The 22,634-nt window shown below is 39.2% G+C and carries 21 protein-coding genes and 1 tRNA gene; 14 read left to right on the top strand and 8 right to left on the bottom strand.

Annotation, left to right across the window (positions count from 1 at the left end; genetic code table 11):
- Positions 1-20: 20 nt before the first annotated feature.
- Together U1E44_RS14175 and recJ are read left to right on the top strand one after the other, a co-directional pair.
- Positions 21-371: a four helix bundle protein gene (locus U1E44_RS14175; RefSeq protein WP_322931762.1), complete on the top strand. Its 351-nt coding sequence runs from the start codon at positions 21-23 to the stop codon at positions 369-371.
- A gap of 118 nt (positions 372-489) precedes the next feature.
- Positions 490-2,178 (top strand): single-stranded-DNA-specific exonuclease RecJ, encoded by a 1,689-nt coding sequence (gene recJ / locus U1E44_RS14180; RefSeq protein ID WP_322931763.1) that lies wholly within the window; start codon positions 490-492, stop codon positions 2,176-2,178.
- A gap of 79 nt (positions 2,179-2,257) precedes the next feature.
- Here recJ and U1E44_RS14185 read toward each other — a convergent pair whose 3' ends face one another.
- The 3 genes from U1E44_RS14185 to U1E44_RS14195 are packed head-to-tail and all read right to left on the bottom strand — an operon-like array spanning position 2,258 to position 5,433.
- Positions 2,258-2,707, bottom strand: a complete 450-nt coding sequence (locus U1E44_RS14185) for a DoxX family membrane protein (RefSeq protein ID WP_322931764.1) — start codon at positions 2,705-2,707, stop codon at positions 2,258-2,260.
- The gene (locus U1E44_RS14190; protein WP_322931765.1) at positions 2,707-3,336 is read right to left on the bottom strand and encodes an HmuY family protein; all 630 of its coding nucleotides are present in this window, start codon (positions 3,334-3,336) and stop codon (positions 2,707-2,709) included. The genes U1E44_RS14185 and U1E44_RS14190 overlap by 1 nt, the downstream gene beginning before the upstream one ends.
- 12 nt (positions 3,337-3,348) lie before the next feature.
- Positions 3,349-5,433 (bottom strand): TonB-dependent receptor plug domain-containing protein, encoded by a 2,085-nt coding sequence (locus U1E44_RS14195; RefSeq protein WP_322931766.1) that lies wholly within the window; start codon positions 5,431-5,433, stop codon positions 3,349-3,351.
- 102 nt (positions 5,434-5,535) lie between these two features.
- Here U1E44_RS14195 and U1E44_RS14200 point away from each other — a divergent pair, with 102 nt between their 5' ends.
- Together U1E44_RS14200 and U1E44_RS14205 are read left to right on the top strand one after the other, a co-directional pair.
- Positions 5,536-6,462 carry a DUF6607 family protein gene (locus U1E44_RS14200; RefSeq protein WP_322931767.1) on the top strand — a complete coding sequence of 309 codons (927 nt, stop codon included), beginning with the start codon at positions 5,536-5,538 and terminating at the stop codon, positions 6,460-6,462.
- Positions 6,463-6,523: 61 nt separating this feature from the next.
- Positions 6,524-6,880: a hypothetical protein gene (locus U1E44_RS14205; RefSeq protein ID WP_322931768.1), complete on the top strand. Its 357-nt coding sequence runs from the start codon at positions 6,524-6,526 to the stop codon at positions 6,878-6,880.
- Here the strand turns inward: U1E44_RS14205 and U1E44_RS14210 are convergent.
- Positions 6,877-7,644, bottom strand: a complete 768-nt coding sequence (locus U1E44_RS14210; RefSeq protein WP_322931769.1) for a UDP-2,3-diacylglucosamine diphosphatase — start codon at positions 7,642-7,644, stop codon at positions 6,877-6,879. The two genes, U1E44_RS14205 and U1E44_RS14210, sit on opposite strands and share 4 nt — an antisense overlap.
- A gap of 92 nt (positions 7,645-7,736) precedes the next feature.
- Complete coding sequence (locus U1E44_RS14215; RefSeq protein WP_322931770.1) at positions 7,737-8,186, bottom strand: 6-pyruvoyl trahydropterin synthase family protein; 450 nt, start codon at positions 8,184-8,186, stop codon at positions 7,737-7,739.
- 88 nt (positions 8,187-8,274) lie between these two features.
- On the opposite strand from U1E44_RS14215, the gene U1E44_RS14220 reads away from it, so the two are divergent.
- Entirely contained in the window at positions 8,275-8,916 is a 642-nt protein-coding gene (locus U1E44_RS14220) for a 2OG-Fe(II) oxygenase (RefSeq protein ID WP_322931771.1), read from the top strand.
- A gap of 848 nt (positions 8,917-9,764) precedes the next feature.
- Here U1E44_RS14220 and U1E44_RS14225 read toward each other — a convergent pair.
- The 3 genes from U1E44_RS14225 to U1E44_RS14235 are packed head-to-tail and all read right to left on the bottom strand — an operon-like array spanning position 9,765 to position 12,404.
- A complete protein-coding gene (locus U1E44_RS14225; RefSeq protein WP_323673908.1) occupies positions 9,765-10,535 on the bottom strand; it encodes an enoyl-CoA hydratase/isomerase family protein in 771 nt (256 codons plus the stop codon).
- Positions 10,536-10,556: 21 nt separating this feature from the next.
- Positions 10,557-11,891, bottom strand: coding sequence for an MATE family efflux transporter (locus U1E44_RS14230; RefSeq protein WP_322931773.1), 1,335 nt, complete (start codon positions 11,889-11,891; stop codon positions 10,557-10,559).
- Between the two features lie 12 nt (positions 11,892-11,903).
- Complete coding sequence (locus U1E44_RS14235; protein WP_322931774.1) at positions 11,904-12,404, bottom strand: GNAT family N-acetyltransferase; 501 nt, start codon at positions 12,402-12,404, stop codon at positions 11,904-11,906.
- A gap of 54 nt (positions 12,405-12,458) precedes the next feature.
- On the opposite strand from U1E44_RS14235, the gene U1E44_RS14240 reads away from it, so the two are divergent.
- The 9 genes from U1E44_RS14240 to U1E44_RS14280 all read left to right on the top strand — a co-directional run bounded on the left by U1E44_RS14240 (position 12,459) and on the right by U1E44_RS14280 (position 22,586).
- The gene (locus U1E44_RS14240; protein ID WP_322931775.1) at positions 12,459-13,256 is read left to right on the top strand and encodes a universal stress protein; all 798 of its coding nucleotides are present in this window, start codon (positions 12,459-12,461) and stop codon (positions 13,254-13,256) included.
- A gap of 69 nt (positions 13,257-13,325) precedes the next feature.
- Positions 13,326-13,402, top strand: a tRNA-Ala gene (locus U1E44_RS14245).
- 609 nt (positions 13,403-14,011) lie between these two features.
- Positions 14,012-15,541 (top strand): PcfJ domain-containing protein, encoded by a 1,530-nt coding sequence (locus tag U1E44_RS14250; protein ID WP_322931776.1) that lies wholly within the window; start codon positions 14,012-14,014, stop codon positions 15,539-15,541.
- Positions 15,542-15,597: 56 nt separating this feature from the next.
- Positions 15,598-16,434: a M48 family metallopeptidase gene (locus tag U1E44_RS14255; protein WP_322931777.1), complete on the top strand. Its 837-nt coding sequence runs from the start codon at positions 15,598-15,600 to the stop codon at positions 16,432-16,434.
- A 4-nt stretch (positions 16,435-16,438) separates the two neighbouring features.
- Positions 16,439-18,781 (top strand): FHA domain-containing protein, encoded by a 2,343-nt coding sequence (locus U1E44_RS14260; protein WP_322931778.1) that lies wholly within the window; start codon positions 16,439-16,441, stop codon positions 18,779-18,781.
- Positions 18,778-19,647, top strand: a complete 870-nt coding sequence (locus U1E44_RS14265) for a hypothetical protein (RefSeq protein ID WP_322931779.1) — start codon at positions 18,778-18,780, stop codon at positions 19,645-19,647. Before U1E44_RS14260 ends, U1E44_RS14265 begins: the two co-directional genes overlap by 4 nt.
- 17 nt (positions 19,648-19,664) lie before the next feature.
- Positions 19,665-20,228, top strand: coding sequence for an RNA polymerase sigma factor (locus U1E44_RS14270; RefSeq protein ID WP_322931780.1), 564 nt, complete (start codon positions 19,665-19,667; stop codon positions 20,226-20,228).
- Between the two features lies 1 nt (position 20,229).
- Positions 20,230-21,468 carry a hypothetical protein gene (locus U1E44_RS14275; RefSeq protein ID WP_322931781.1) on the top strand — a complete coding sequence of 413 codons (1,239 nt, stop codon included), beginning with the start codon at positions 20,230-20,232 and terminating at the stop codon, positions 21,466-21,468.
- Positions 21,468-22,586: a WG repeat-containing protein gene (locus U1E44_RS14280; protein ID WP_322931782.1), complete on the top strand. Its 1,119-nt coding sequence runs from the start codon at positions 21,468-21,470 to the stop codon at positions 22,584-22,586. Before U1E44_RS14275 ends, U1E44_RS14280 begins: the two co-directional genes overlap by 1 nt.
- Positions 22,587-22,634 lie beyond the last annotated feature (48 nt).

Below are 22,634 nucleotides of genomic sequence, written 5' to 3' on the forward strand. Positions count from 1 at the left end.
ATCAAATTCAAGCGCAATTTATGTCAAACAAAAGTTATGACCTTGAAGAAAGATTAGTAAATTTTGCTGCCGATACGGCTATTTTCTGTAAAGAAGTCCCAAATGATTTTGTCGGACAATATTATGGACAACAGCTTTTACGCTCCTCAGGTAGTTCTGCACTTAACTTTGGCGAAATGCAGGGTGCGCAATCTGACAAGGATTTTAAAAATAAGGCTACTATTTCTCTAAAGGAACTCAAGGAGTCGCGTATGAATTTAAAAATCTTGGCAAGAATTGATTATGGAATTGAAATAAAAAGAGCAGCTATTTTGGAAGAGGTAGAACAATTAATAAAAATTGTAGCCACAATAATTAGGAACAAAACCTGATTAGAGAATTTTTTATTTGAATTAACCTAATTAATTGAATTTCGATCTTGTATTTGATTTTGCTATTTGTATTTGTATTTGATTTGCCGTTTATATTTTAACTAAAAGTAGGTAGCCCATGCGCTGGACCATAAAGCCAAAACCGGAAGCACACAAAATAGCTAGCTTAGCTATGGAGTTGCAGGTAGCACCTTTGGTCGCAACCTTATTACTGCAAAGGGGTATTGAAACCTTTGAAGACGCAAAAAAATTCTTTAGACCTCAGTTGACCGATCTTCACGATCCCTTTTTGATGAAAGATATGGATTTGGCAGTAGCTCGCATTGAAAAAGCCATTGCCAACAACGAAAACATATTGGTTTTTGGGGATTATGATGTGGACGGTACCACCGCGGTAGCATTGGTTTCTTCTTATTTATTGACGAAATATCCTAATGTGGCCACCTATATTCCGGACCGTTATAACGAGGGCTATGGAATTTCGATTCAGGGAATCGACTTTGCTGAGGACAATGGTTTTAGTTTAATTGTAGCGTTGGACTGCGGCATAAAAGCCATTGACAAGGTTGCGTATGCAACTAAAAAGGGCATCGATTTTATTATTTGCGACCACCATCGTCCCGGAGAACATTTGCCCGAGGCAGTTGCAATTTTAGACCCGAAAAGAGGCGACTGTACCTATCCTTATGATGAATTATGTGGCTGTGGAGTAGGTTTTAAACTGATTCAGGCACTTGGTGCACGACTAGGAGAAACCATAGAAGATTTAATCCCCTACCTTGATTTGGTAGCTACCGCTATCGGTGCCGATATTGTTCCCATAACAGGAGAAAACAGGATATTGGCGTATTACGGTTTACAGGTAATCAATTCAAATCCGCGGGTTGGTTTTAAAGCGATTATCAGTCAAATAAAAAAACAGGAGCTTACCATTACCGATGTGGTTTTTATCATTGCCCCACGTATTAATGCTGCAGGGCGCATGGAGCATGGGCAACATGCGGTGAACTTACTCACCGAAACCAATTTGGAAAGAGCACAGGAATTTGCCGTAGGGATTGAACAATTTAATTTGGATCGCCGTAGTCTGGATCAGGAAATTACTAAAGAGGCTTTATTGCAAATACAGGAAAATAAAGAGGAAGAACGATTTACTTCTGTGGTTTATAATAAAAACTGGCACAAAGGGGTCATAGGCATTGTCGCTTCCCGACTTACCGAAACCTATTATCGACCCACACTGGTATTTACCAAAAGCGGGAATAAACTGGCTGCCTCTGCCCGTTCTGTAAAAGGGTTTGATGTTTATAATGCGTTGGAGGAATGCGCGGATTGTATTGAGCAATTCGGCGGACATAAATATGCAGCCGGACTTACCTTATTGGAAGAACAATATGAGACCTTTAAAAAGCAATTTGAAAAAGTGGTTTCAGAAACCATTGATCCCGGATTGTTAACTCCGGAGATTTCGGTGGACGCTTTGATACAACTAAAAGACATTACCCCTAAATTACTGCGTATTATACGCCAATTCGCTCCCTTTGGTCCGGGGAATATGACGCCTGTTTTTATGGCAGAGCGTCTTACCGATACGGGCTACTGCAAAGGAGTAGGGGAAGAAGAAAAGCATTTAAAACTGACGGTGAAACAACATGATTCAGAAGCCATCGGAGCTATTGGTTTTAATTTAGGAGATAAACTTCTTTTGACTGCGGACAAGAAACCTTTTGATGCTGTTTTCTCGATTGATGAAAATGAGTGGCAGGGAATGGTCAGCGTGCAGTTAAAAATTAGGGATTTGAGGTAGTAGTATTCCATTTTGGCATTACAAAAAGCCAAAGCACTGCTGCACTTTGGCTTGAACAAAAAAACTAACTAACTTAAACTTACATCGGTTTTATCCAGAGCAGGGATTTCCACTTTGCTTTTTCTTTTAGCACCAGCAAAATATTGATTAAAAACAGCCCCCCGGCTTGGATTAATTCCTGTATTTCATCCGACTCTAAAAAGAGATGGAATAAGAAAATATGTAAGGTTATGGGCAACAAAAACAATGCGCCGATAAATCCTGTTCCCTGAAGCAAGAGTAATAATCCAAAGATGAGTTCGCAAATGCCCAACACCTGCCAGAAATATCCGGTTTGTTTTGCCCCACTGATATACAATATTTTCTGCAAGGTGCTTTCCTTTTCCGGTGCCTTAAATTGTTCCGCCTTTTCCACCACGGCTATGGGAGTAGGAATAGGTTTTTGAAATTTTTGAATTCCTCCGTAAACCATCATCCCCCCTAAAATAAGGCGTAGTACAATGAATAAAATGCTAACTGACTTCTGCATTAGTTCAAGGATGTTTCCCCTTCATTGGGATTATACACATAATTAAAGGTATAAAAACGGGCTTCATCCGTAAAGCCATCGGGCTGGGCGGGAGCATCTTTGTAATAACTCAATAGTTCTACTTTGGCATATTTTCCGTCGTGCGTACGAATGACCAGTATTTTTCCGGGAATTGGATTCACTAGATTGGTCTGCGGACTATAGTTATACCAGCCATTATCACTCCCCGTTGGGATAGCAAAAGAAGTCGCCTCGTCTTGGAGAAAGGCATATACTGCCGCATCCGTGACACTTGCAAATGTTCCTGTAGCTATCGCCGCTCCGGCATCTCCGTTTCTTGCAGGCTCATCGGTTGTTCCGGTTGCTACCCCTCCATTAACCGCAATGGTAGTACCCCGAAAGGCAATATCCCATTCGGTTTCGCTGCTCGTAGTGGCTCCTGTGGCAAAGCTAAATTTTGTAAAGGGGCCTCCAACAGGCTGCCCTTGTCCACCCGTCTGGGGTGCAGGCAAGTTGCTTATGGCTTTACTTTCAATAGGATCTAATGGGGTTTGACCATCATCGCTGTTACAGGCCATAAAAGCGGTAAAGATGAAGACTAGTGTAAAAAATTTAAAAGTGGATTGCATAATTTTTAGAATTTAAAAATGAATATTTAGTTTAGTAAAAATCTGTATTCCGGGCAGCCCGGGAATATTGTTTATATCGGTATAATCAAAGAGGTTGTTTACGCCTATTTGCAGGCGGTACCGATCGGAAAAGGATTTATTAAGCGTAACATGTACCAAGGCGTATCCATCCACAAAAGAGGTGTCGTAGGTGTCCAGAATGCCGTTACCGTTACCATTGAAAAGCCCGTATTTACTGCGATAATTGATTCGGAAGTTAGCGTTGGCCTTCCATTTGGGGATGTCGTAAAAAAGTTTAAAGTTAGCCGTATGTCGCGAACGGTTGATGAGACCAAAATAATCGGAGGAGCTTAACTGTACCGTCTGTAGTGTTTCAGGATCACGGGCAAATACCTCGTCCCGTTTTATAGTAGCCTCCTTATCCTTATCCTTTGCAAACAGCAATTGATACCCTGCGGAAAGAGTAAGGTTTTTAGTAAGGGTGTAGCTGGAGTTGAATTCAGCACCCGTGGTGTAAATGCGGTTAAAATTGACATAACTAAAGACATTTTGTCCGTTGGTTTTGCGGGCAACGATACGGGTATCAATCAGATTTTTAAAATCATTTCTAAAGAAGTTGAGTTCAGTCTTTAATTTTTTGTAGGTATGTGCTGCACCAAGATTATATCCAACAGAGCTTTCGGGCTGTAAAGGTGCGTTGAGTTCAGCATAATCAAAAAGGATATCGGTGAGCTGCCCTTGTTCCTCCAATTCCTGAATTTTTTCTACAGCTACATTATAACCCAAAACAGAATATCCCACGGCAGAATTCGTAAAATCGAAATACAACTGCCGAAAATCGGGAGCTTTAAAACCGTAGCCTACCGAGCCTTTAAGAGAAATAGTGGAACTAATGCTATAGTTGGCTGAGAATTTGGGGCTTAATTGGGATCTATATTCACTGTGATGATCAAAGCGAGACCCGAGTATGAGGTTTAATTTTTTTAAGGGATGAAAGTCGTATTGCGCATAGATATATTGGGAATTGAAGACCACCCTTTCATCGAAGAAGGTGCGATCTAAATTTTCATGATTATATCCCAATCCAAGGGTTAGGGTTTGTTTGGGAGAGAAGTTGTAGATTCCCCTGATTTCAGGACGCACTAATTTCTGGTCAAAGTCACTTTCGCTCAGAACGGTTTGGGAAACCGGACTTTGCAAAAGCTCGTTGGCTTTGTAATTTGTTTGATAGAACTCATACTGAAAGCTTAACCTTTCATTTACTGTATGGTCTAACAGGCCGTGAATATTAAATTCATTAATAGCACTATCTCCTTCATACAATTCTTCATCCACCAATACAGTCGCATCTTGTTTTTGATTATAAAGTCGTCCCGAGGTATACATTTTTAATCGGTCAGAAAAGGAATACCATACTTGTGGATGTAACGTATAGTTTTGGAATGGACTCACGGTTTGTCCTGGAGTTTCCGGTGCTAAATCATAACCTTCGCTATGCAGAGAATTTGCATAAACGGAATAGCCCAATTTTTTCGCTTGCTGATTTAGGTTGATGTTGGCATCGTGAGTGTTAAAAGATGCAAAACGATAGGAAGCATTTCCATTTAATTGACACTCAATAGGGTTTTCGGTAATTATATTGATGACACCACCCAAAGCTTCCGAGCCGTAAAGACTGGACGATGGGCCTTTTACTACTTCGACTTGTTTTATGTTGCCAACGGTGAGTCTACTTAAATCAAAATTGCCCGAAGATCTTCCCACTAAGGGCACACCATTGATTAAAATTAAAATATAGTCGGAAGCTATCCCCTGTATTTGCACCCCATCAAACCCACTTTCATCACTAACTGTTATAATGCCCGTTTGTTCATTTAGAATCTCGTTAAGACGAATTACACCGGTATTTTGAATTTGTTTTTTAGAAATTATAGTTACAGGAAGCGGAATTTCGGAGAGCTGTCTTATGGTTCGGGTTGCTGTTACAACAACCTCATCCAGCGCTTGAGTTTGAATGCTGTCTACCGTTTCTTGAGCTTGCAGTGCAGAAAGAATGCCTAGAAAAGCAACAAGCATCGGTAATTTATTTAGAATCATTCTGAATAATTTTCGACAAATATATTAGTTATTTTTATTTAATCTAAATAAAATTTATATTTTTGCCGAAATAAATATTAGATCCATTTAAACTATTTTGAAATGAAAAAATTAGCCTTACTCGTTACCATTTCCTTAACTACCTTTTCTGCACTACAAGCACAATCCAATAAAAAGCAACAAGACATCGCTTCCATTAGGGATATGTGTGGCTGCTATGAGATCGAGTTTAAGTACACAGAAACCTTTGCGCCAGATACAGCTTATGCAAAGCACTCAGATTATAGGGCTACGGCCTTGGAATGGGCGGAATTGATAACGGATAGTGATCAAAAACTATCCATTCAACATTTACTAGTTATCAATGATACCATGGTGATTAAACATTGGCGACAAGATTGGGAATACGAAAACCAGAAGGTCTTTTATTATGACAAAGACAATAACTGGGTTTTTAAAACCTTGCCCAAAGAGCAAGTAAAAGGGCAATGGACACAAAAAGTTTTTCAGGTAGATGATAGTCCCAGGTATTCCGGTTCAGCCACATGGGTGCATGCTGATGGTAGAAATTATTGGGAAAATAAAACCGATTCGCCGCTACCGCGAAGAGAGCACAGCAAACGATCTGATTATAATGTAATGGTACGTGGCAATCGACAGGAAATTACCCAATACGGCTGGATTCATGAACAGGATAATGACAAACTAATTAGGACTCTTGGTAAGGAAGATGTGCTGCTTGCGCAGGAAAAAGGATTTAACACCTATACTAAAGTCCCTGATGCAAAATGTAAGGCTGCAAAAACATGGTGGAAAGAAAACCAAACTTTTTGGGCTACCATACGCGGTGCTTGGGATGAGGTATATAATCGTTCTGGAAATTTGACGCTTTTAAAACAAGTGGACGCAAAACCGTTGTTTATGCATTTTGATGCATTGCAAAAGAATGCTGTAGGAAAGGAAGCGGTATTACAGGTAATTCAAAAATTTATTCATCCAAAAACAGAATCTATTACAACCGGAAATTGAAGTTGAGGTATTTTCTGATTCAAAGGTAAGATGTAGTAAAAAGGTTAAAAATTTTTATCCGATGGAAGACATTAACGCCATTTATCATAACTCTTTCGGGATTGCATTTCAATGGAAGAGCAGTGCTACCAAAGACATAAAGAAAGTGCAACTCGTTTTTCGCAATACGGGACTTTTACTTACGCTTCCGGAACTACATCAATTTCTTAAAAATATTAAATGTACCATAGATGGTAATGCTTTATGTTCCGATTGCGCCAATAATGATGCCTGTCGTGCTTTATTAATTGATACTCCCGCGCCGCAGGTATCGCTTGCCGTAAACCAAAAAGAGTTGCAGGGTATTTATGATTTGGTCCAGGGAACCTTATTTCAGCTCAATCTGGACAATTATCTGGGTAGTATTTGCAAGGCTTAAGGTTTGTAGTTGTGTAGCGAAAGCTTCTTCCCATCGAAAACGGCATAGGTAAAATAGGTAATCCAATCTCCTAAGTTTACGTATGTCGATTTTTCATTTAATGCAATCTCTAAAGGCAAGTGTCGGTGACCAAAAACAAAGTAATCATAATGCTGTTGTTCCAGTTTACGTTTGGCGTAGCTCACTAGCCATTCTTTCTCTTCTCCTAAAAATTGAATATCGGCGTCTCCGGAAATCAATTTGTTTTTAACCGATAAGTATTGGGCTAGTTTCACCCCCAAATCCGGGTGCAGCCAACGGAAAAACCATTTGGCTACCGGATTGGTAAAGACTTTTTTCATCCGTTTATAGCCTTTGTCGTGCGGTCCCAAACCATCACCATGACCCATAAAAAAGGAGGTATTGTTAAAGCTAAACTGTTGCGGTTTGTGAAAAACGGTAATGTGTAGTTCTTCTTCAAAATATCCGTCCATCCATAGATCGTGGTTGCCCACAAAATAATAAATGGGAATGCCTGCATCACTGAGTTCGGCCAATTTGCCCAAGGTACGGGTAAAGTATTTGGGAACAACGGTTTTGTATTCAAACCAAAAATCAAATAAATCGCCCAGAAGAAAGATGGCTCCGGCATCTGCTTTGATACTGTCTAACCAAGATACAAAACGTTTTTCACGAGGCCGACTTTCCGAAGCATTGGGTGCTCCTAGATGATTATCACTCGCAAAATAGATTTTCTTGTCCTTTGGCAGGGGTATGGTCTTCATGCGTGGTAAAGATATGGAAAAAGTGGGGATGCATTTAGCTAAATTGAAAGTTCAGCCTAACGAGATCCATATCCTTTTTAGGGCTAGGGGAATTAATTATCACTGGCGTACCATTCCGCAAAGGAGGTTTCCGTCTCCTGAAGTTTTAAAGAATATAACTGAATATGTCGCGGCAAGCGCGCCTTTATTTTGGCAGCAAAATCGATGACCATATTTTCACTAGTCGGTTGGTAGTCGGCTAAAATTACATTATGTCCTCGTTGTATGAGTTCGTTTGCTAAGTCTATATGAGGGGTGTTCATATTAAAGACCGTGGCATGGTCAAAGGTATCTACAATTTCTTCTTTTACAATTTTTTTGAGATCGCCAAAATCGATTACCATCCCCAATTTTACATGGTTTTTGTCGGTAATAGGACTACCAATCACCGTGACCGACAAGCGATAGCTATGGCCGTGAACGTTTCGGCATTTGCCGTCGTAGCCGTATAAGGCATGGCCTGTTTCAAAACTAAATTGCTTGGTAATTCTAATGGTACTCATAAAAAGGATTTGACTTGCAAAAGTAAGGATTCTTGAGCAACGAAACCATATTTGAGCTACATTTGCCCGCTTTCTAAATGGCACGCTTGTGGCAGAACTTTTTGAACAACTAGACTTTGTTGAAAATCCTTTGTACGAACGGGTCATTAGTGATTTACTAGCACAGCAATACAGCATCGTAGATGATTTTTTCTCCTCAGCCATTGTAGAAAAGTTGCGCTTGGCCTTATTAGAAAACTATGATAAAGATCAATTCAAAAAAGCCGCTATAGGCAATGCTTCAAATGCCATTGTAGCCAAAGCAATTCGAGGCGATTTTATTCTGTGGATGGATGAATGCCAAACAGAACCTGCAGAAAAACTCTTTTTTAATAGAATTAATGACCTAGCCCGCTATTTAAACAAAACCTGTTTTTTAGGGATCATGCACACGGAGTTTCATTATGCCCTTTATCCTAAAGGCACTTTTTACAAACGGCATTTGGATACGTTTCAAAATGATGACCGCCGAAAATTATCTATGGTATGCTATCTTAATCTTGCAAACTGGCAGCCCGAAGATGAAGGCGAGTTAGTTTTGTATGTAAACGAAAATGGCATTGAACTTTCCAAAAAAATTCATCCACTTAGTGGTAGGATGGTTATTTTTGAGAGTCAGGTTTTGGAACATGAAGTAAAACCGGCCAAAAGGGATCGCTTGAGCATCACCGGCTGGCTAAAAACCCGATGAAAATTACCGCTTAAATTTTCGGTTGGTCTTAAATCGATTTACGAAATAAACTACCCTCAAAATCAGGACTAAAAAGAGGGAAAATAAAGTTTCCGTACACTTTGTTTCGGATTTTTTTACGTGGCGGGCGTTGCTTTTAGGTTTGAATTGAGGAGCGAGGTAAAATAGGTGTTTGGGGTAATTGACACGTTCTTTCATTTTTTTTGCTTGTCCAAAAGAAACGAAACAAAGAAAAAGACACTCCTTCTTATGTGTTCCCGGAAATCAAAAAGGATTTCCAGGACCGCAATCAAGGCCTAAATTTTTTCCAAGGCTTCAAAAATTCTTTACGGCCATGATTGCTACACTACAGAAGGAGGTTTCCTAACCTGAACTTTTCTTTACTGTTTTGGGTTATTGGTAAATGGAAATTACAAAGTTGTCAAACTTAAGTATCAAGTTCGATTTCAAAGGTTTCAAATTTTTTGTGAAATTGAAAATAAGTTAGAAGATACATTAAAGATAGTTAATGCAGATACAAGTTGGATGTTAGCTTATGAAGTAAAACCTGCCAAAAGGGATAAACTTAGTATCACCGGCTGGTTAAAAACCAGCTAACGCAGCATGTATACTTTTGGTTGTTCTTATATCGATTTACAAAATAGACTACAATGCGCCGCACTCGTTTATAACGAGTACTAGCGTTATGTTTATCGCTTATAGCGCCTATTATTTCGGAACCGGTTTACAAAATATACGGCACCAACAATGAGGAGCATCATGGGAAAAATGAGATTTCCGTTTAGGAAGTCGATCACATTCATACTATAATTTATTAAAGGTATAGGCAAAACGTTTTTTGTGCGATTTTATTTTTTAAAGGTGGCCAATGCCTTTTTAGTAAACTCGGACAACACCAATTTTCCGCTAAGTTCGGCACGTGTAAGCAAGAGATTTTCCCAATGATCGGTACCTTTCCAGAGTACTTTTTTCCATTCTGCGAGGGCTTCCGGATTATAAGCTGCTAGTTTCTCCGTAAAAAACGCCAATTCCTTATCCATTTCTTTCAAACTTTCAAAAACCTTTGAAAAAAGGCCTTTCTGTTGTGCCCAATAGGCATTTTTCCATTCTGTTGGGGCAAGCGACATTTCGGAAAGTGCTGCGGTGCCAATTTTTCGTTCCACTGCCGGTGCAATAACCAAAGGCGCAATACCAATACTGAGTTCAGAAAGTCTGATAGCTGCTGCATCGGTAGCAAAAACATAATCACAGGCTGCAATAAGACCTACTCCGCCACCTACAGTTTTGCCTTGAACACGTCCTACAATAAGTTTTTCACATTGGCGCATGGCATTGATGAGGTTGGCAAATCCACTAAAAAACACGTTCCCCTCTGCACGTGTGGATACCGCCATAAGTTCATCAAACGAAGCACCCCCGCAAAACGGACCTTCGTCGCCCTCAGATTTTAAAACGATAAGCGTAATATTTGGGGCATCAGATAGCTTTTGAAATTCAGAAGTTAATCTATTCAATAGTTCCAAAACAAAGGAATTTCCCGCCGGATGCCCAAATTCCACCGTGGCTATAGTACCCTCAATTTTGGTATATAAACTTCCATTAGGTCTTGTAGTTCCCATCATCTTTCAATTTACTCAAAATTACGACTTTTGTAATCGCGGGTGAAATTTTCTTCGGAATTTCCAAAGCAGTGCACCTGCCCGGATGCCCATCCACAGTACTAAAGCAAGCCAAATACCATGTAATGCGAACCCAAGATATTTCAATAAAAATAAAGCGGGAATAAAACCTATAAAGGTGGCAAAAAGCAACAAATTCCTCAGGTATTTCATCTCTCCCAGCCCTTTAAAGGTACCGTCTAAAACAAACGCCACTGTGTTAATGGGTAATCCTAAAAGCAGAATAAAGAAGATGCTAAAAAAGGTTTCCAAAACTCCGATATCATTAGAAAATAAGCGTCCTATAGGGTTATAAAATAGAAAACCCAAAAACATTAACCCCATGCAAACCACAAGACCGTAGCGCATGGTTTTTTTGACCAAAGCCCAAAGACCGTCAAAATCCTTAGCGCCTAGAAGTCGACCGCCCATGACGTTTCCTGCGGTGGCATACCCGTCAATAAAAAAGGCAGTAAATAACCAAAGGTTTAGGGCAATGGTATGGGCGCCAATAAAACGAGAACCTAGGTCGGTGGCCTCTCTTACGGACAGGATGAGTGCGGTATTTAAGGCAAAAGAACGCACAAAAAGATTTAAGCTCATCAGTACCAATCGTCCCAATTCGGGGTGTAAAGGAAGACGAAGGTGCCAGCTGATATCCGTTTTTAAAATTAGGAGGATAAAAGCCATTAATGCCATAACCAACTGGGCAATAAGGCTGGCCCAGCCCGCCCCTTCCAAATACATGGGTGCTATAAACCCCTCAACGCCATAGACCAGAACAAAGTCCATCACTGCATTTAAAATTGCCCCTGTAATCGCAATGATCATAGGCCAATAGGTGTTTTGCAATCCCTTGAAAATACCAAAAACGGCGAAGGTAAAAAGAGTTAGTGGAAAGCCCCAAACCCGAATGGCGTAATACGAAATGCATAATTCCAATATTTTCCCGGAGGCATTCATCAATTTAAAAATATCCTCAATGACAAATACCGTTGAGAATAAAAGGATAAGACTTACCAAAATATTTAGGGCAATGGCCTGGACTGGTAGGGTTTTTACTTCTTCCAATCTGTTGGCACCCAAATATTGCGAAATAATTGCCGATATGGCACTTTGGGTTTGGCCAAGCACCCAAATCAACATCGACATAAAAGAACCTACGATGCCTGCTGCAGCCAACGATTCCAGTCCGTTTACCGGAATGTTGCCTACAATGGCGGTATCGGTTAAGGATAGCAGCGGTTCTGCTATCCCGGCAATGGTTGCCGGAATGGCTATTTTATTGATGTTTTTAAAGCTGATGGCAGTTTTCAAACAGTTGGGAGATTAAAGCACCAATTCATAGCAATAGAAAGGGTGTTTACTTTGATGTGGAAAATAGATGGTTTCCAATTTTTGGTAGCCCCTGCTTTCATAAAATTTTTGATTTCCGGAATTTTGACTAAAGGTATCTAAACGTACCGAAATAAGCCCTTTATTACGCGCCAAATCCTCTGCAAAATCCATGAGTTGATGGGCGTATCCCTGTCGTTGGTAATTAGGCGCTATAGCCAGCCGATGAATATAATAACTGTGGTTGTTTGGCGTTACCCATGTTACGGTTTCATATTCTAAATCCATTAGCGATGAAATGGCAATACAACCAATTATAGTGTTTTGTTTCTCCAGAAGATAGAGCTCATTTCGGCGTATGTCTTTTTCAAAAACGACAGCAGAAGGATAGTGGTAGTTCCATTGGTAGATTCCGTTTTGCTCCATCATTTTGGTGCAGGCTTGGGTTAGGGAACTAATAGCTGCAATTTCTGAAATCTTTGCATGTCGAATCATTTGCGGAATACAATTTAATTGTAAATTTATAATATCTTAACATAACAGTGTAGTATGAAAAAAATATTGGTTCCTATCGGCACATCACCAAACTCCCATGAAACCTTACAATATGCGGTGGATTTTGCCGCACATTTTAGTGCTGAAATTTTTGTCATGGAGGTTTTTAATGTAAAATCCGGTGCCGGAGATTTGGTGAATATTGAAGAAAAAGTAGCAGAAAACAGTAAGGAGCATCTTAAGGAAGTAATACGTAAAGTAGATGCAAAAAACAGTACCATAAAAATAGCTACCTACAATGGTGATATTATTGATGGGCTAAAGGATATAGATAAAGAACTTGGGATCGATTTAATTATTATTGCCCCGAGAAGCAATGACATTTCCGAAGAACGCTACTTGGGCTATACCTCAGGAAGGATCATAAAGCGAACAGATATCCCAACATTGATTGTTCCAAAGGGTACGGTTTTTAAGCCTTATAAAACCATACTTACCGCATTTAGATCGGGTATTTTAAAGGGGAAGGAAATTCTTAATCCCTTGGTGCAGGTAAAAGATAAATTTAAGGCCAAGGTAAACTTGCTCTTAGTGAAAACACCCGGTTATACCGAAGATGATCTTAAAATTAACACGGAATTAATGGATATTAGTGCGCAGCTTACCTTAAGTGAAAATGCCACCACGTACCACGGCGTACTAGAACATTTTAGGGAGCAACATCCGGATTTACTGTGTGTTTTTAGGAGAAAAAGAGGCTTTTTTAAAAGTTTATGGGAAAAAAGCACCATTTTAAAGTCAGAGTTTTATGTTCCCATTCCTGTTTTAGTATTGAGCGTAAAAAAAGACTAATGCTTATTTCATTTTAGGCCGATTGCATTTTGATACCTAAGTAAAAAGTATTTTCTTTGCCGTCCATTAGGGGGATTAGCTCAGTTGGCTAGAGCGCTTGCCTGGCAGGCAAGAGGTCACCGGTTCGAATCCGGTATTCTCCACCAATTTTTATAGGGCTTCAAGAGTTTTTAATTTTTGGAGCTTTTTTCATTTGCACGCAATTTGCACGCAAAACTGGTTTTCAATTTTGTTGGGTATTATGTGATACATTTTGGTTTATTTCATGCTTCTTAACGGTTAACAAAATATTGTTTTTAAAAAGCATCTCTATTTATGGGGTGATTTAACTTCAATATTAAAGTAATAAATACCCGTTGTGCATTTTGATTATTTAGTGCTTATTTGATATTGAAATCTTCATTATTTGCCTCGATCCTGAAGGAAGTAATGAAGATTTCTTCGATTTGCCCTTTAGGCCAGGGCAAAAATTCAATAAACTAAACCAAAATGAAAAACGGGTCAGGAAATCTTAGTTCCTTCAACTAGAAATTAACTAGAATACTAAAAAAACCACTAATCGGATGCTTAATGTACAAGCTTTTTATTGATTAAAATGTTACCATAAATAGGCAGTTTTATAGCACATCAGAATATACTCATAAGAAATACAAATTCTGTTCATTTTGCTTTTTACTAAACTATAATGATGACTTTTTGATATTTTAGTTATAAAGGGTTAAAATAATTTAGTTTAACGATTAAATCATTACCAAATGAGCGGTAAGTTTTATAAGAAACCACATAACTGGCGTTGGCAAAGATATTATGGCTTAAAGAACGCAAAGGCCTCTTTGGAGGAAGAACTAGAGCAATACCATCTAGATAATTCTGGACACGTACATGATATGTACTGGGATAACCTGAGAAACCCACTGGCAACTTTGATTGGATATATTCCCGGTTTCCATTGTTGTGAGAATTGTTACTACGACGAAATTGGGATGGGAAGTCCGAAAGACATCTGCGAATACAACTATCAGAAGTTGTTTGAAAATATCACAAACTTCGAAAGGACGGTTCAGAACTTGAATATTGGGGATGACATTTCGTTTCTTAGGGGCTCAAACCTCCAAAAACTCCAAAGCAGCTCTGTGCCCGGAAACCATATTGAAGAAAGGCTTTATAAGCATTTTATGGATTTAGACAATCTTGAACAGAATAGGGATATGACCGTTAAAAGTCTTCGTGCGGCAATTGGGAATGTGTCTAACATTGAAATCATCGAACAGGCGGTAGATCCAAAACATAGTGCCTTTATTGCGAAATGGACTTGTCTGTTATCTCCATTTTGGTTGAGAAGTCCGCAATCTTGGAAGCCAGAAAGCGGGAAACACATTCTTGACCATCTTTTCATCTTTTACGATGTGCCAAGTTTTCTTTTAGAACAGTGGTTTCCAAATACGCACGAAGGTTTCGGAAGGCGATACCTTCCTTTTAAATGGATCGTCTGGTATCTTATCATCGGACAAGGGGGAAGCCTTCAAAAGGCATCAAAACGTTTTGCATGGAACATTTACAATAAATTCCAGCACTTTCTTTTAGAAGCTCCCAATACCAACTACCCAATGGAATCATGCCTCTATGCCGAAATATTTAGGCTAGGAGGCAATCGACAAGATTTTATGCGCATCATGTACAGTCGTTCATTGGTCATTGACCCTACGGAGCAGACATATGATGAATCCTATCTTAAATTTTGGCAGCACACCGTTTTTTGGTTGATAAAAAACAGAGAAGCCATAAGCGATGAGGAAAGCAGTCTCATTGTAGATTGGGCGCTTCATAGATATACCGAAACGACCCGAATTAGGAATGAAAAAGAATTCACTTGGAAGGGAAGAAAGGTGCGCAACGTGCTCGTAGCCAGTGAGGAATATGCGGCCACACGTTTTAAGCCTTCATGGGTAGGGTACCACTGGGAGGGACATAACTGGGACTGGATCTTTACAGATGGGAAGGGTGACGCTTGGGACTTTACGGAACTGATCAATGGCAAACAGCTGTATGAAGAAGGACAGTACATGCGCCATTGTGTGGGAACCTATGTAGGAAGATGTGCTTCAGGGACTTCGGCGATTTTCTCTCTGAAAAAGAATGGAAATAGGGTAATTACAATTGAGATAAGTCCAAAACTCCGAATGTTAGTTCAATGTTTGGGCAAGGGCAACAGAAGACCCTCGGAGGAGGAATCAAACGTAATTAAGCGATGGTTATCATTGGCTTGTGGCAAAGTTTTTACTTAAACTTTCTGAATAAAAGATGACATTTGCTAATTTTGGTTATATATCTTAAAACCGAAATGAAACTAACTCTGTTCACGCTTCTTTTTGTTCTTATTTTTAAATGGACAAGTGCCCAAGAAATACCCTTGAATAAACTAGACCAGGCCATAGCGGTCTATACTTCTAAAGTTGAGGATGCCACCTTGTTGAACAACTGTGGCCATGCATTCGATGGTCCTGCTTATTTATTAAAACAAGCCGAGAACAATTGGCTTGATTTTGCACTCTACATCAGTAGTAATTCCAAAAGTTCCATAGGCAAGGACATTTATAACCAGTATGTCCTATTGAACAAATTAGACAATACCCATTTTTCCAAGGAAAAAGTTGAGGAAATCCTAAGGGAAATCACAAAGAACGTATCTCGTAAAGAAGTAAATTATACATTGAGTATACTTAAATCTGACGAAATAAACGCCTTCGCCACTCTCGGTGGTTACCTATATATCACCACGGGACTATTAGACTTTGTAGATACCTATGATGAGCTGGCCTTTATCATAGGCCATGAAGTGGCTCACGAGGATAAATTGCACACCAAACGAAAAGTGACCAAGCTTACACTGTCTACAGATTTAGGAGGAATGACCCGGATGGAAGGTTTCACGGAAATAGCTACTAAGATCAACAAAACGCTCTCCCCGCCCTTCGATCAAATTGACGAATATGAAGCCGATAAAGTAGGTTTTGAACTCGCTAAGGCTGCTGGATATGATGTAAATAAATTTACAGACTTCTTTACAAAGTTGGAGCGTTATGAAAAAAAAGATTTGCTAAGAAAACTTACATCAACACACCCCTTTGCGGAACACAGAAAGAATTGTGTCCTTTCGTACATCACCAACAATCGTTAAAAACATGTATTTAGTTCATAATACACAGTCAATTCCCCTTGAATTAGGGAAAAAGCTTACCATTGGAAGAGAGGGATATGGCGCAGAGATGCTGGTAGACAGCCAAAAGGTTTCCAGACAGCATGCGCAGATCGAAAAAAGGTTGGAAGGGGTATTCATTATTGATTTAGAGAGTGCCAACGGAACCATGGTAAACCAAAAACGTTTAAAACCCAATGTTTGGACGAGTATAGAGTCTGGAGATGTGATACACATAGCTTCTTTGAATTTCCACCTGACCCTTGACAAGCCTAATCAAAAAAAGAGGCATGAAGCAATTGAAGATTCTAGAACATCGGGCTTTAAACAAAAAATTATTTCAAAAGGGATTCTAAAAGTTGGGCGCGAAAAGAGCAATGATATTGTTTTGAACGATCCTACGGTGACTCGTGAACACGCTTTGTTGTCCTATTCCCAAGGAAATTTTTGGGTTGAAGATCTGGGTTCTACCAACAAAACTTACCTCAACGGAAGAGAAATAAGAATCAAAACAAAGCTAAAGGACAGTGATGTGATCACGATATCGTTCTATAGCATAACCCTTGGCGATGGCTTCAAAGATCTGAGAAAAGTGAAAAGTGCGATTAAGACGCTGTCCATTCAAAAGAAGTTTCCGAACAACAAAATCGGACTTCAAAATATGTCAATGGACATTCTTCAATCCAATTTTGTGGCGCTTATGGGGCCTTCAGGTTGCGGAAAATCAACATTATTAAAATGCCTTAACGGGGAAAATCCGGCCACTTCCGGAGAAGTATTGATTCATGGTTTGTCATTGGCGGATAATTTCGGTCTTATCAAAAAAAAGATTGGATATGTACCTCAGGATGACATTGTCCATAAAGAACTAACCGTGTACAAAACGTTGTTCTACGCCGCTAAATTGCGTTTGCCCGATGATACCACCAACCAAGAAATCAACGCAAGGATAGACAAGGTAATCGCCGATTTAAACTTGGATCAAGACAAAGAAAAGGATATTCGAAGTGTAAAAGTAGGTAGTCTTTCTGGCGGCCAACGAAAACGTGTCTCCATAGCAGTAGAACTGTTGACCGAACCGACTATACTATTTCTGGATGAACCCACCTCTCCACTAGACCCTGAAACTATCGAGGGTTTTTTAACAAGCTTAAAAAAATTGGCACACAACGGAACCACTATCGTCATGGTGACCCACAAACCGGAAGACCTAAATTATGTAGATGAGGTTATATTTCTTGGCGTGCAGGGACATTTAGTATTCAAAGGACCTGCCGAGCTATTGTCTTCCCATTTTGAGGCGGCTAATATTGTGGAGGTATACAGTAAGATGAGCAATATGAATTTCGTTGGCAAGTTCTATCAAAAACCAATCGTGCAAAGTGTATCGGGGGTTAAAAACCAAGAAATTAAAAAAGAGAAGACAGATTCACAATGGTTGCAACTCTTTTGGTTAATCTCTAGATATTTTCGGATCAAGGTTAATGACAGGGAGAACCTTGGACTTTTATTGGCGCAACCCATTATAATTGGCGGTCTAGTGTGTTTGGTGTTCAACAAGTTCCAAGTAGGAGTGCTGTTTCTGATGGCAATTTCTGGGATTTGGTTTGGAGTCAGCAACGCTGCCAAGGAAATTGTTGGGGAACTTCCCATATACAAACGAGAGCGCATGTTCAATCTTGGTATCAATACGTATATCCTATCCAAATGGACGGTTCTTGCGCTCATCGCTTTTTTACAGACCTTAATTTTTGTGAGTATCATATACCTAAACTTTAAATGGAATCCTTATCCCGACTTTGAAGATATATACCTACACTCTTTTTGGGGAAGTGTTGTATTCATGTTCTATATCTCCATTTCGGCATCGCTCCTCGGTCTTTGGCTCTCTGCCACCTTCAATAATACTGAAAAGGTAATGACGGTAGTGCCCATAGCACTTATGCCACAGATAATGTTGGCAGGGGTTATGACTAAAATAAATAATACCCTTGTGGAACTATTGAGCTTTTTCACCCTAGGACGATGGGGTACCGAGGGACTTGCGAGGATACAAGACAAGGCCTCCCCAACTTTGGAAAATACCACAAATGAAACACAATCGGTGATTGCCTCTATGGCCTTACCGCCACCGGCCCATGGTGTACAGGACGCCCCATCCGCAGCACTCCGAATATTAGATCTTTATAATGAAAAACTGGTGGAAGAAGACGCATTGATTGGAAGCCTTTTTGATAGTTTTGAAAACAACCTTTTGGCGATATTCATTCTCAATTTGCTTTTTTACCTGCTAATTTTCATATCACTTAAAAAGAAAGATGCCTTATGAAAACTATCACTAAAACAAAGGCAATGACACTGTGCGCTGTCCTTATAATACTGATATCGTGTAGTAAGAGACCAGAATTCGTGGAAGTCGACAACATTGTCATCCTAGCCTCTGATAGTGAAACGCTAACTGTTGGCATGGATTATATTGTGTACAATTCCAACAATGTTCGGACAAAATTACGCCAATCCAGTATGGAAATATACTATAAGGACTCGTTGGTGGGTCATGGTTTCCTTAACGAAGAAGTGGCACTAAGTGCCAATGATACCATAGGAATCCCTGTAAGTTGTAAAATAAACTTAAAGAGGTTAAGTATATTCTACCCCGAATTGCTTGCTTCGGATTCTTCAACTTTTGACCTTAAAGGAAAAGGAACGGTGGGCTTTATGTTGAACTCATTTAACATAGTTCTTGATGATCAAATTCACCTAAACACCAAAAAGACCATTTTAGATCAAATTGAAAAAAATCTAAACAATGGCAAGAATTTCAAGTTACGCGCCATATCCAGCAATAAGTTACCTTCTTTAACAAAAACACAATTAAAACTGCAAATGGAGGCCATCAACCAAATGCCAATTGCATATCAGATAGACAGTTTGGAATTAGACTTTTATCTGGATAGAGACAATGGAAGTGTGGCCCATTGGTCCTTGGAAAAGCCGTATAACCAGAGCCCCATGGGATCACAGATAATACCTTTAGAGGTTACACTGAACAATCTGGATATGTTGAAGCAAATGAAGTTCTCTTGGTTGGCCGACCAAAAAGTAGATTTTTTTATTTTAGGACAGGCTCAGGTACTTATCGAGGGATATAGGTTCAAAATGCCAATAAATGACTTGCTGGAAATTCGTTTTTAAGAAAGCTTAATGACCATATGACCGATCAGGAACTGTTACATCAACTCAGAATAGGAAACGAGGATTGCCTTGGGCAGTTATATGCACATTTGGACTTGGTAAAAAACTGGATTAAAAGAAACAATGGAAACGATGAAGATGCTCTAGATGTGTTCCAGGAAGCGATAATTGTTTTCTACAAGAATGTTATGTCCGGAAACTATGAGCAAAAAAGCAAAATAAGCACGTATTTGTTCGAAATTTGTAAGAGACAGTGGCTTAATCATCTCAATCGTAGAAAACGCTATGAAAAATTAGGGGGAACCGCTGGTAGTGAAAGCAAGCTTGAAGAAGAACTTATTTATGAGGTTACCCAAAGAGGTTCTAGGCTGAAAGATTATTTAAGTAAGGCAATGTCTAGTCTAGGGGAACCCTGCAAGTCCCTTTTGGAGACTACTATTTTTCTGGGGGTGCGAATGGAGGATATCGCAGAGAGGTTCAACTATTCAAGTGCCCGATCGGCGAGCCAACAGAAATTAAGATGCCTTAAAAAGTTGAGGGAATTAATTTCGTATGACGATATAATTGCTTTAAAACATTGAAATGCAAGAAGACTTAAAGCACATAGAACTCATAGACAAGTACTTACGAAATGCGTTGAACCCATCGGAAAAAGTTGAGGTAGAAAAGTTATTGGACAATGATTCCGATTTTGCAAAGGAAGTAATGATCTACGAAAAAATATATGAAGGAATAACTAAGAAAGGAGAGACAGATTTAAAGAACCGCTTACGAAATTATTATAAAGAATATAATACAAATCGAGAAACTGACACTGCTCACAAACCAACTGGAAAATATCGTAGGCTTTTTATATATGGTGGGTCTATTGCAGCATGTCTTATTGTTGGAGGAGCTATTTTATTTTTTAACAACAACGACCCTTCAGCATCAAATACCAAGCCCATTGTAGTAGATGTAGACACAACATCAACAAAAAAACCGGACTCCATATTCGATGTAAAAGAAGAAATACTGGTTGAAGAAACCCCCAAAAACGATTTAAAAATTGACCAAGTGCATGATAATGATGGTTTGGTTAACCAAGAAAATGCCAATGAACCCAAAAAGGAAGATAGTATTCAAAGTTTGGACATTGATAATGAGGTACAACTAGCCTTTGGAGGTTTCAAAACACTCCATAGTAGTGCCATAAGGAGATATGAATATGCAAAGTCCTTGTCCTATACTTTTTATGATGGTGTTTTTAAATTATATGGAGACCCATTGATAGGGAAGTTGGAAGCCTTATCTCTAAGGATTGTAAAAAACGGTGAATCTGGCTATTTTCTTAAATATAAAAACGACTACTATGAATTGCACGAAACTGAATACAGATTGGAATTAAAAAGGCTAGTTAAAAAGCAAGACAACCAAGGGGTGAATACCCTCTTCACGACAGCTCCGAAATTAATTCCATCTAAGGAGAACGTTATTTTGGAAATAGTGGGCGTCCAAAAATCCTCAACAGAGTTATCGGAATTATTGGTAAGGATAGACACTCAAAGGACGATAGAAAAAACATATTTTTTCAAAAAAGGCCAAGAACATCTAGAGCTCATTCTCAATGCCGACTTGGATCAGGAAGAAGCAAAGGTGTATCGAATAGAAGAAGGTGGAAAGTACCATTATTTTTTGGTTCAAGAGAATCAGATTTATGCCTTGGATGAGAGTTCAAAAAGGCCTACGCCTCTGATAACCGTTGATATCACTACCAACAAATTGGCACGATTATTTATGAAAAGAGAACCTATAAAAACAGTGGTTTATAAAGAAAAGTAATGCAGAAAGTGCATAATGACAAAATCCTTGCGCCAGTCTGTTTGGGTAAAAAATGGGGTTTTATAAATAGAACAGGTGACGTTGAAATACCGCTTCAATTTGATCATGCCTTTGGTTTTTATGAAGGCTTAGCAAAGGTAGTGCTTGGAGAAAAATGCGGCTTCATAAATACCGTGGGAGAATTCGTGATTCCTCCCATTTATAATATAGGTGGTTCCTCTAATTTTTTTAATGATGGTTTTGTCAAGTTAAAACTAGAAGAGAAGTCCTTCATAGCAAATACAGATGGAGAAGAAATCGACGTAAGTAAATTTGAAGAAATTTGTGGATTTTCAGAAGGCCTGGCCGCAGTCAAAACAAATGGGAAATGGGGATACATCAATAAACTTGGCGAAATGGTCATACCCCCAAAGTATAGCACTACCTACGAATTTCAGGAAGGTTTGGCAGAAGTGGAATTAAATGGAAAATGGGGTTATATCAAGAGTAATGGAGAAGATGCTATTTCCTTAAAATATACCGATGCGGCAGAATTTTCAGAAGGTTTGGCTCGTGTAGAATACGGAAACGCTTATGGATTTATAGATAAAAAAGGTAATGAAGCCGTTCCCTGTAGATACGAACAAGCCACGATATTTTCGGAAGGTAGGGTTGCCGTGTCCAACAAAAGGTATTGGGGTTACATAGATACCAAAGGAATACCAATTACCCCATTTAAATACAATGAAGCGTCTCCGTTTGATTATAAACCTAATGAACCCCATATTTTTTCAGAGGGCTTGGCAGCTGTTCAATTTGAAGGTAAATATGGTTTTATAAATGAGAATGGAGATGAGATAATCCCTTTTGAATATGCTTCTACTTATGGTTTTCAAGATGGGTTGGCCTTTGTTGTTAATTCCTATGGATATGGTGGATTTGTAAATAAGTGTGGAGATGTGGTAGTTCCACTAAAATACTTGAAAGCCAAAAGGTTCGCCCATGGACTTGCCGCAGTAAAATTAGACAAAAAATGGGGAGCCGTCAATGCTAAGGATGAACTTGTCATTTCCATGCGATTCGATCATTTGGGGATTTTTAGAAACTGTAATGCACCTTTTGAAAGAATAAAAGAATAGTTGTCGCAAAAAAAAGATGACATTTTCATTTTATGGTTATACATGTAG

Source organism: Aurantibrevibacter litoralis (assembly GCF_034651555.1).
Lineage (GTDB): Bacteria > Bacteroidota > Bacteroidia > Flavobacteriales > Flavobacteriaceae > Aurantibrevibacter > Aurantibrevibacter litoralis.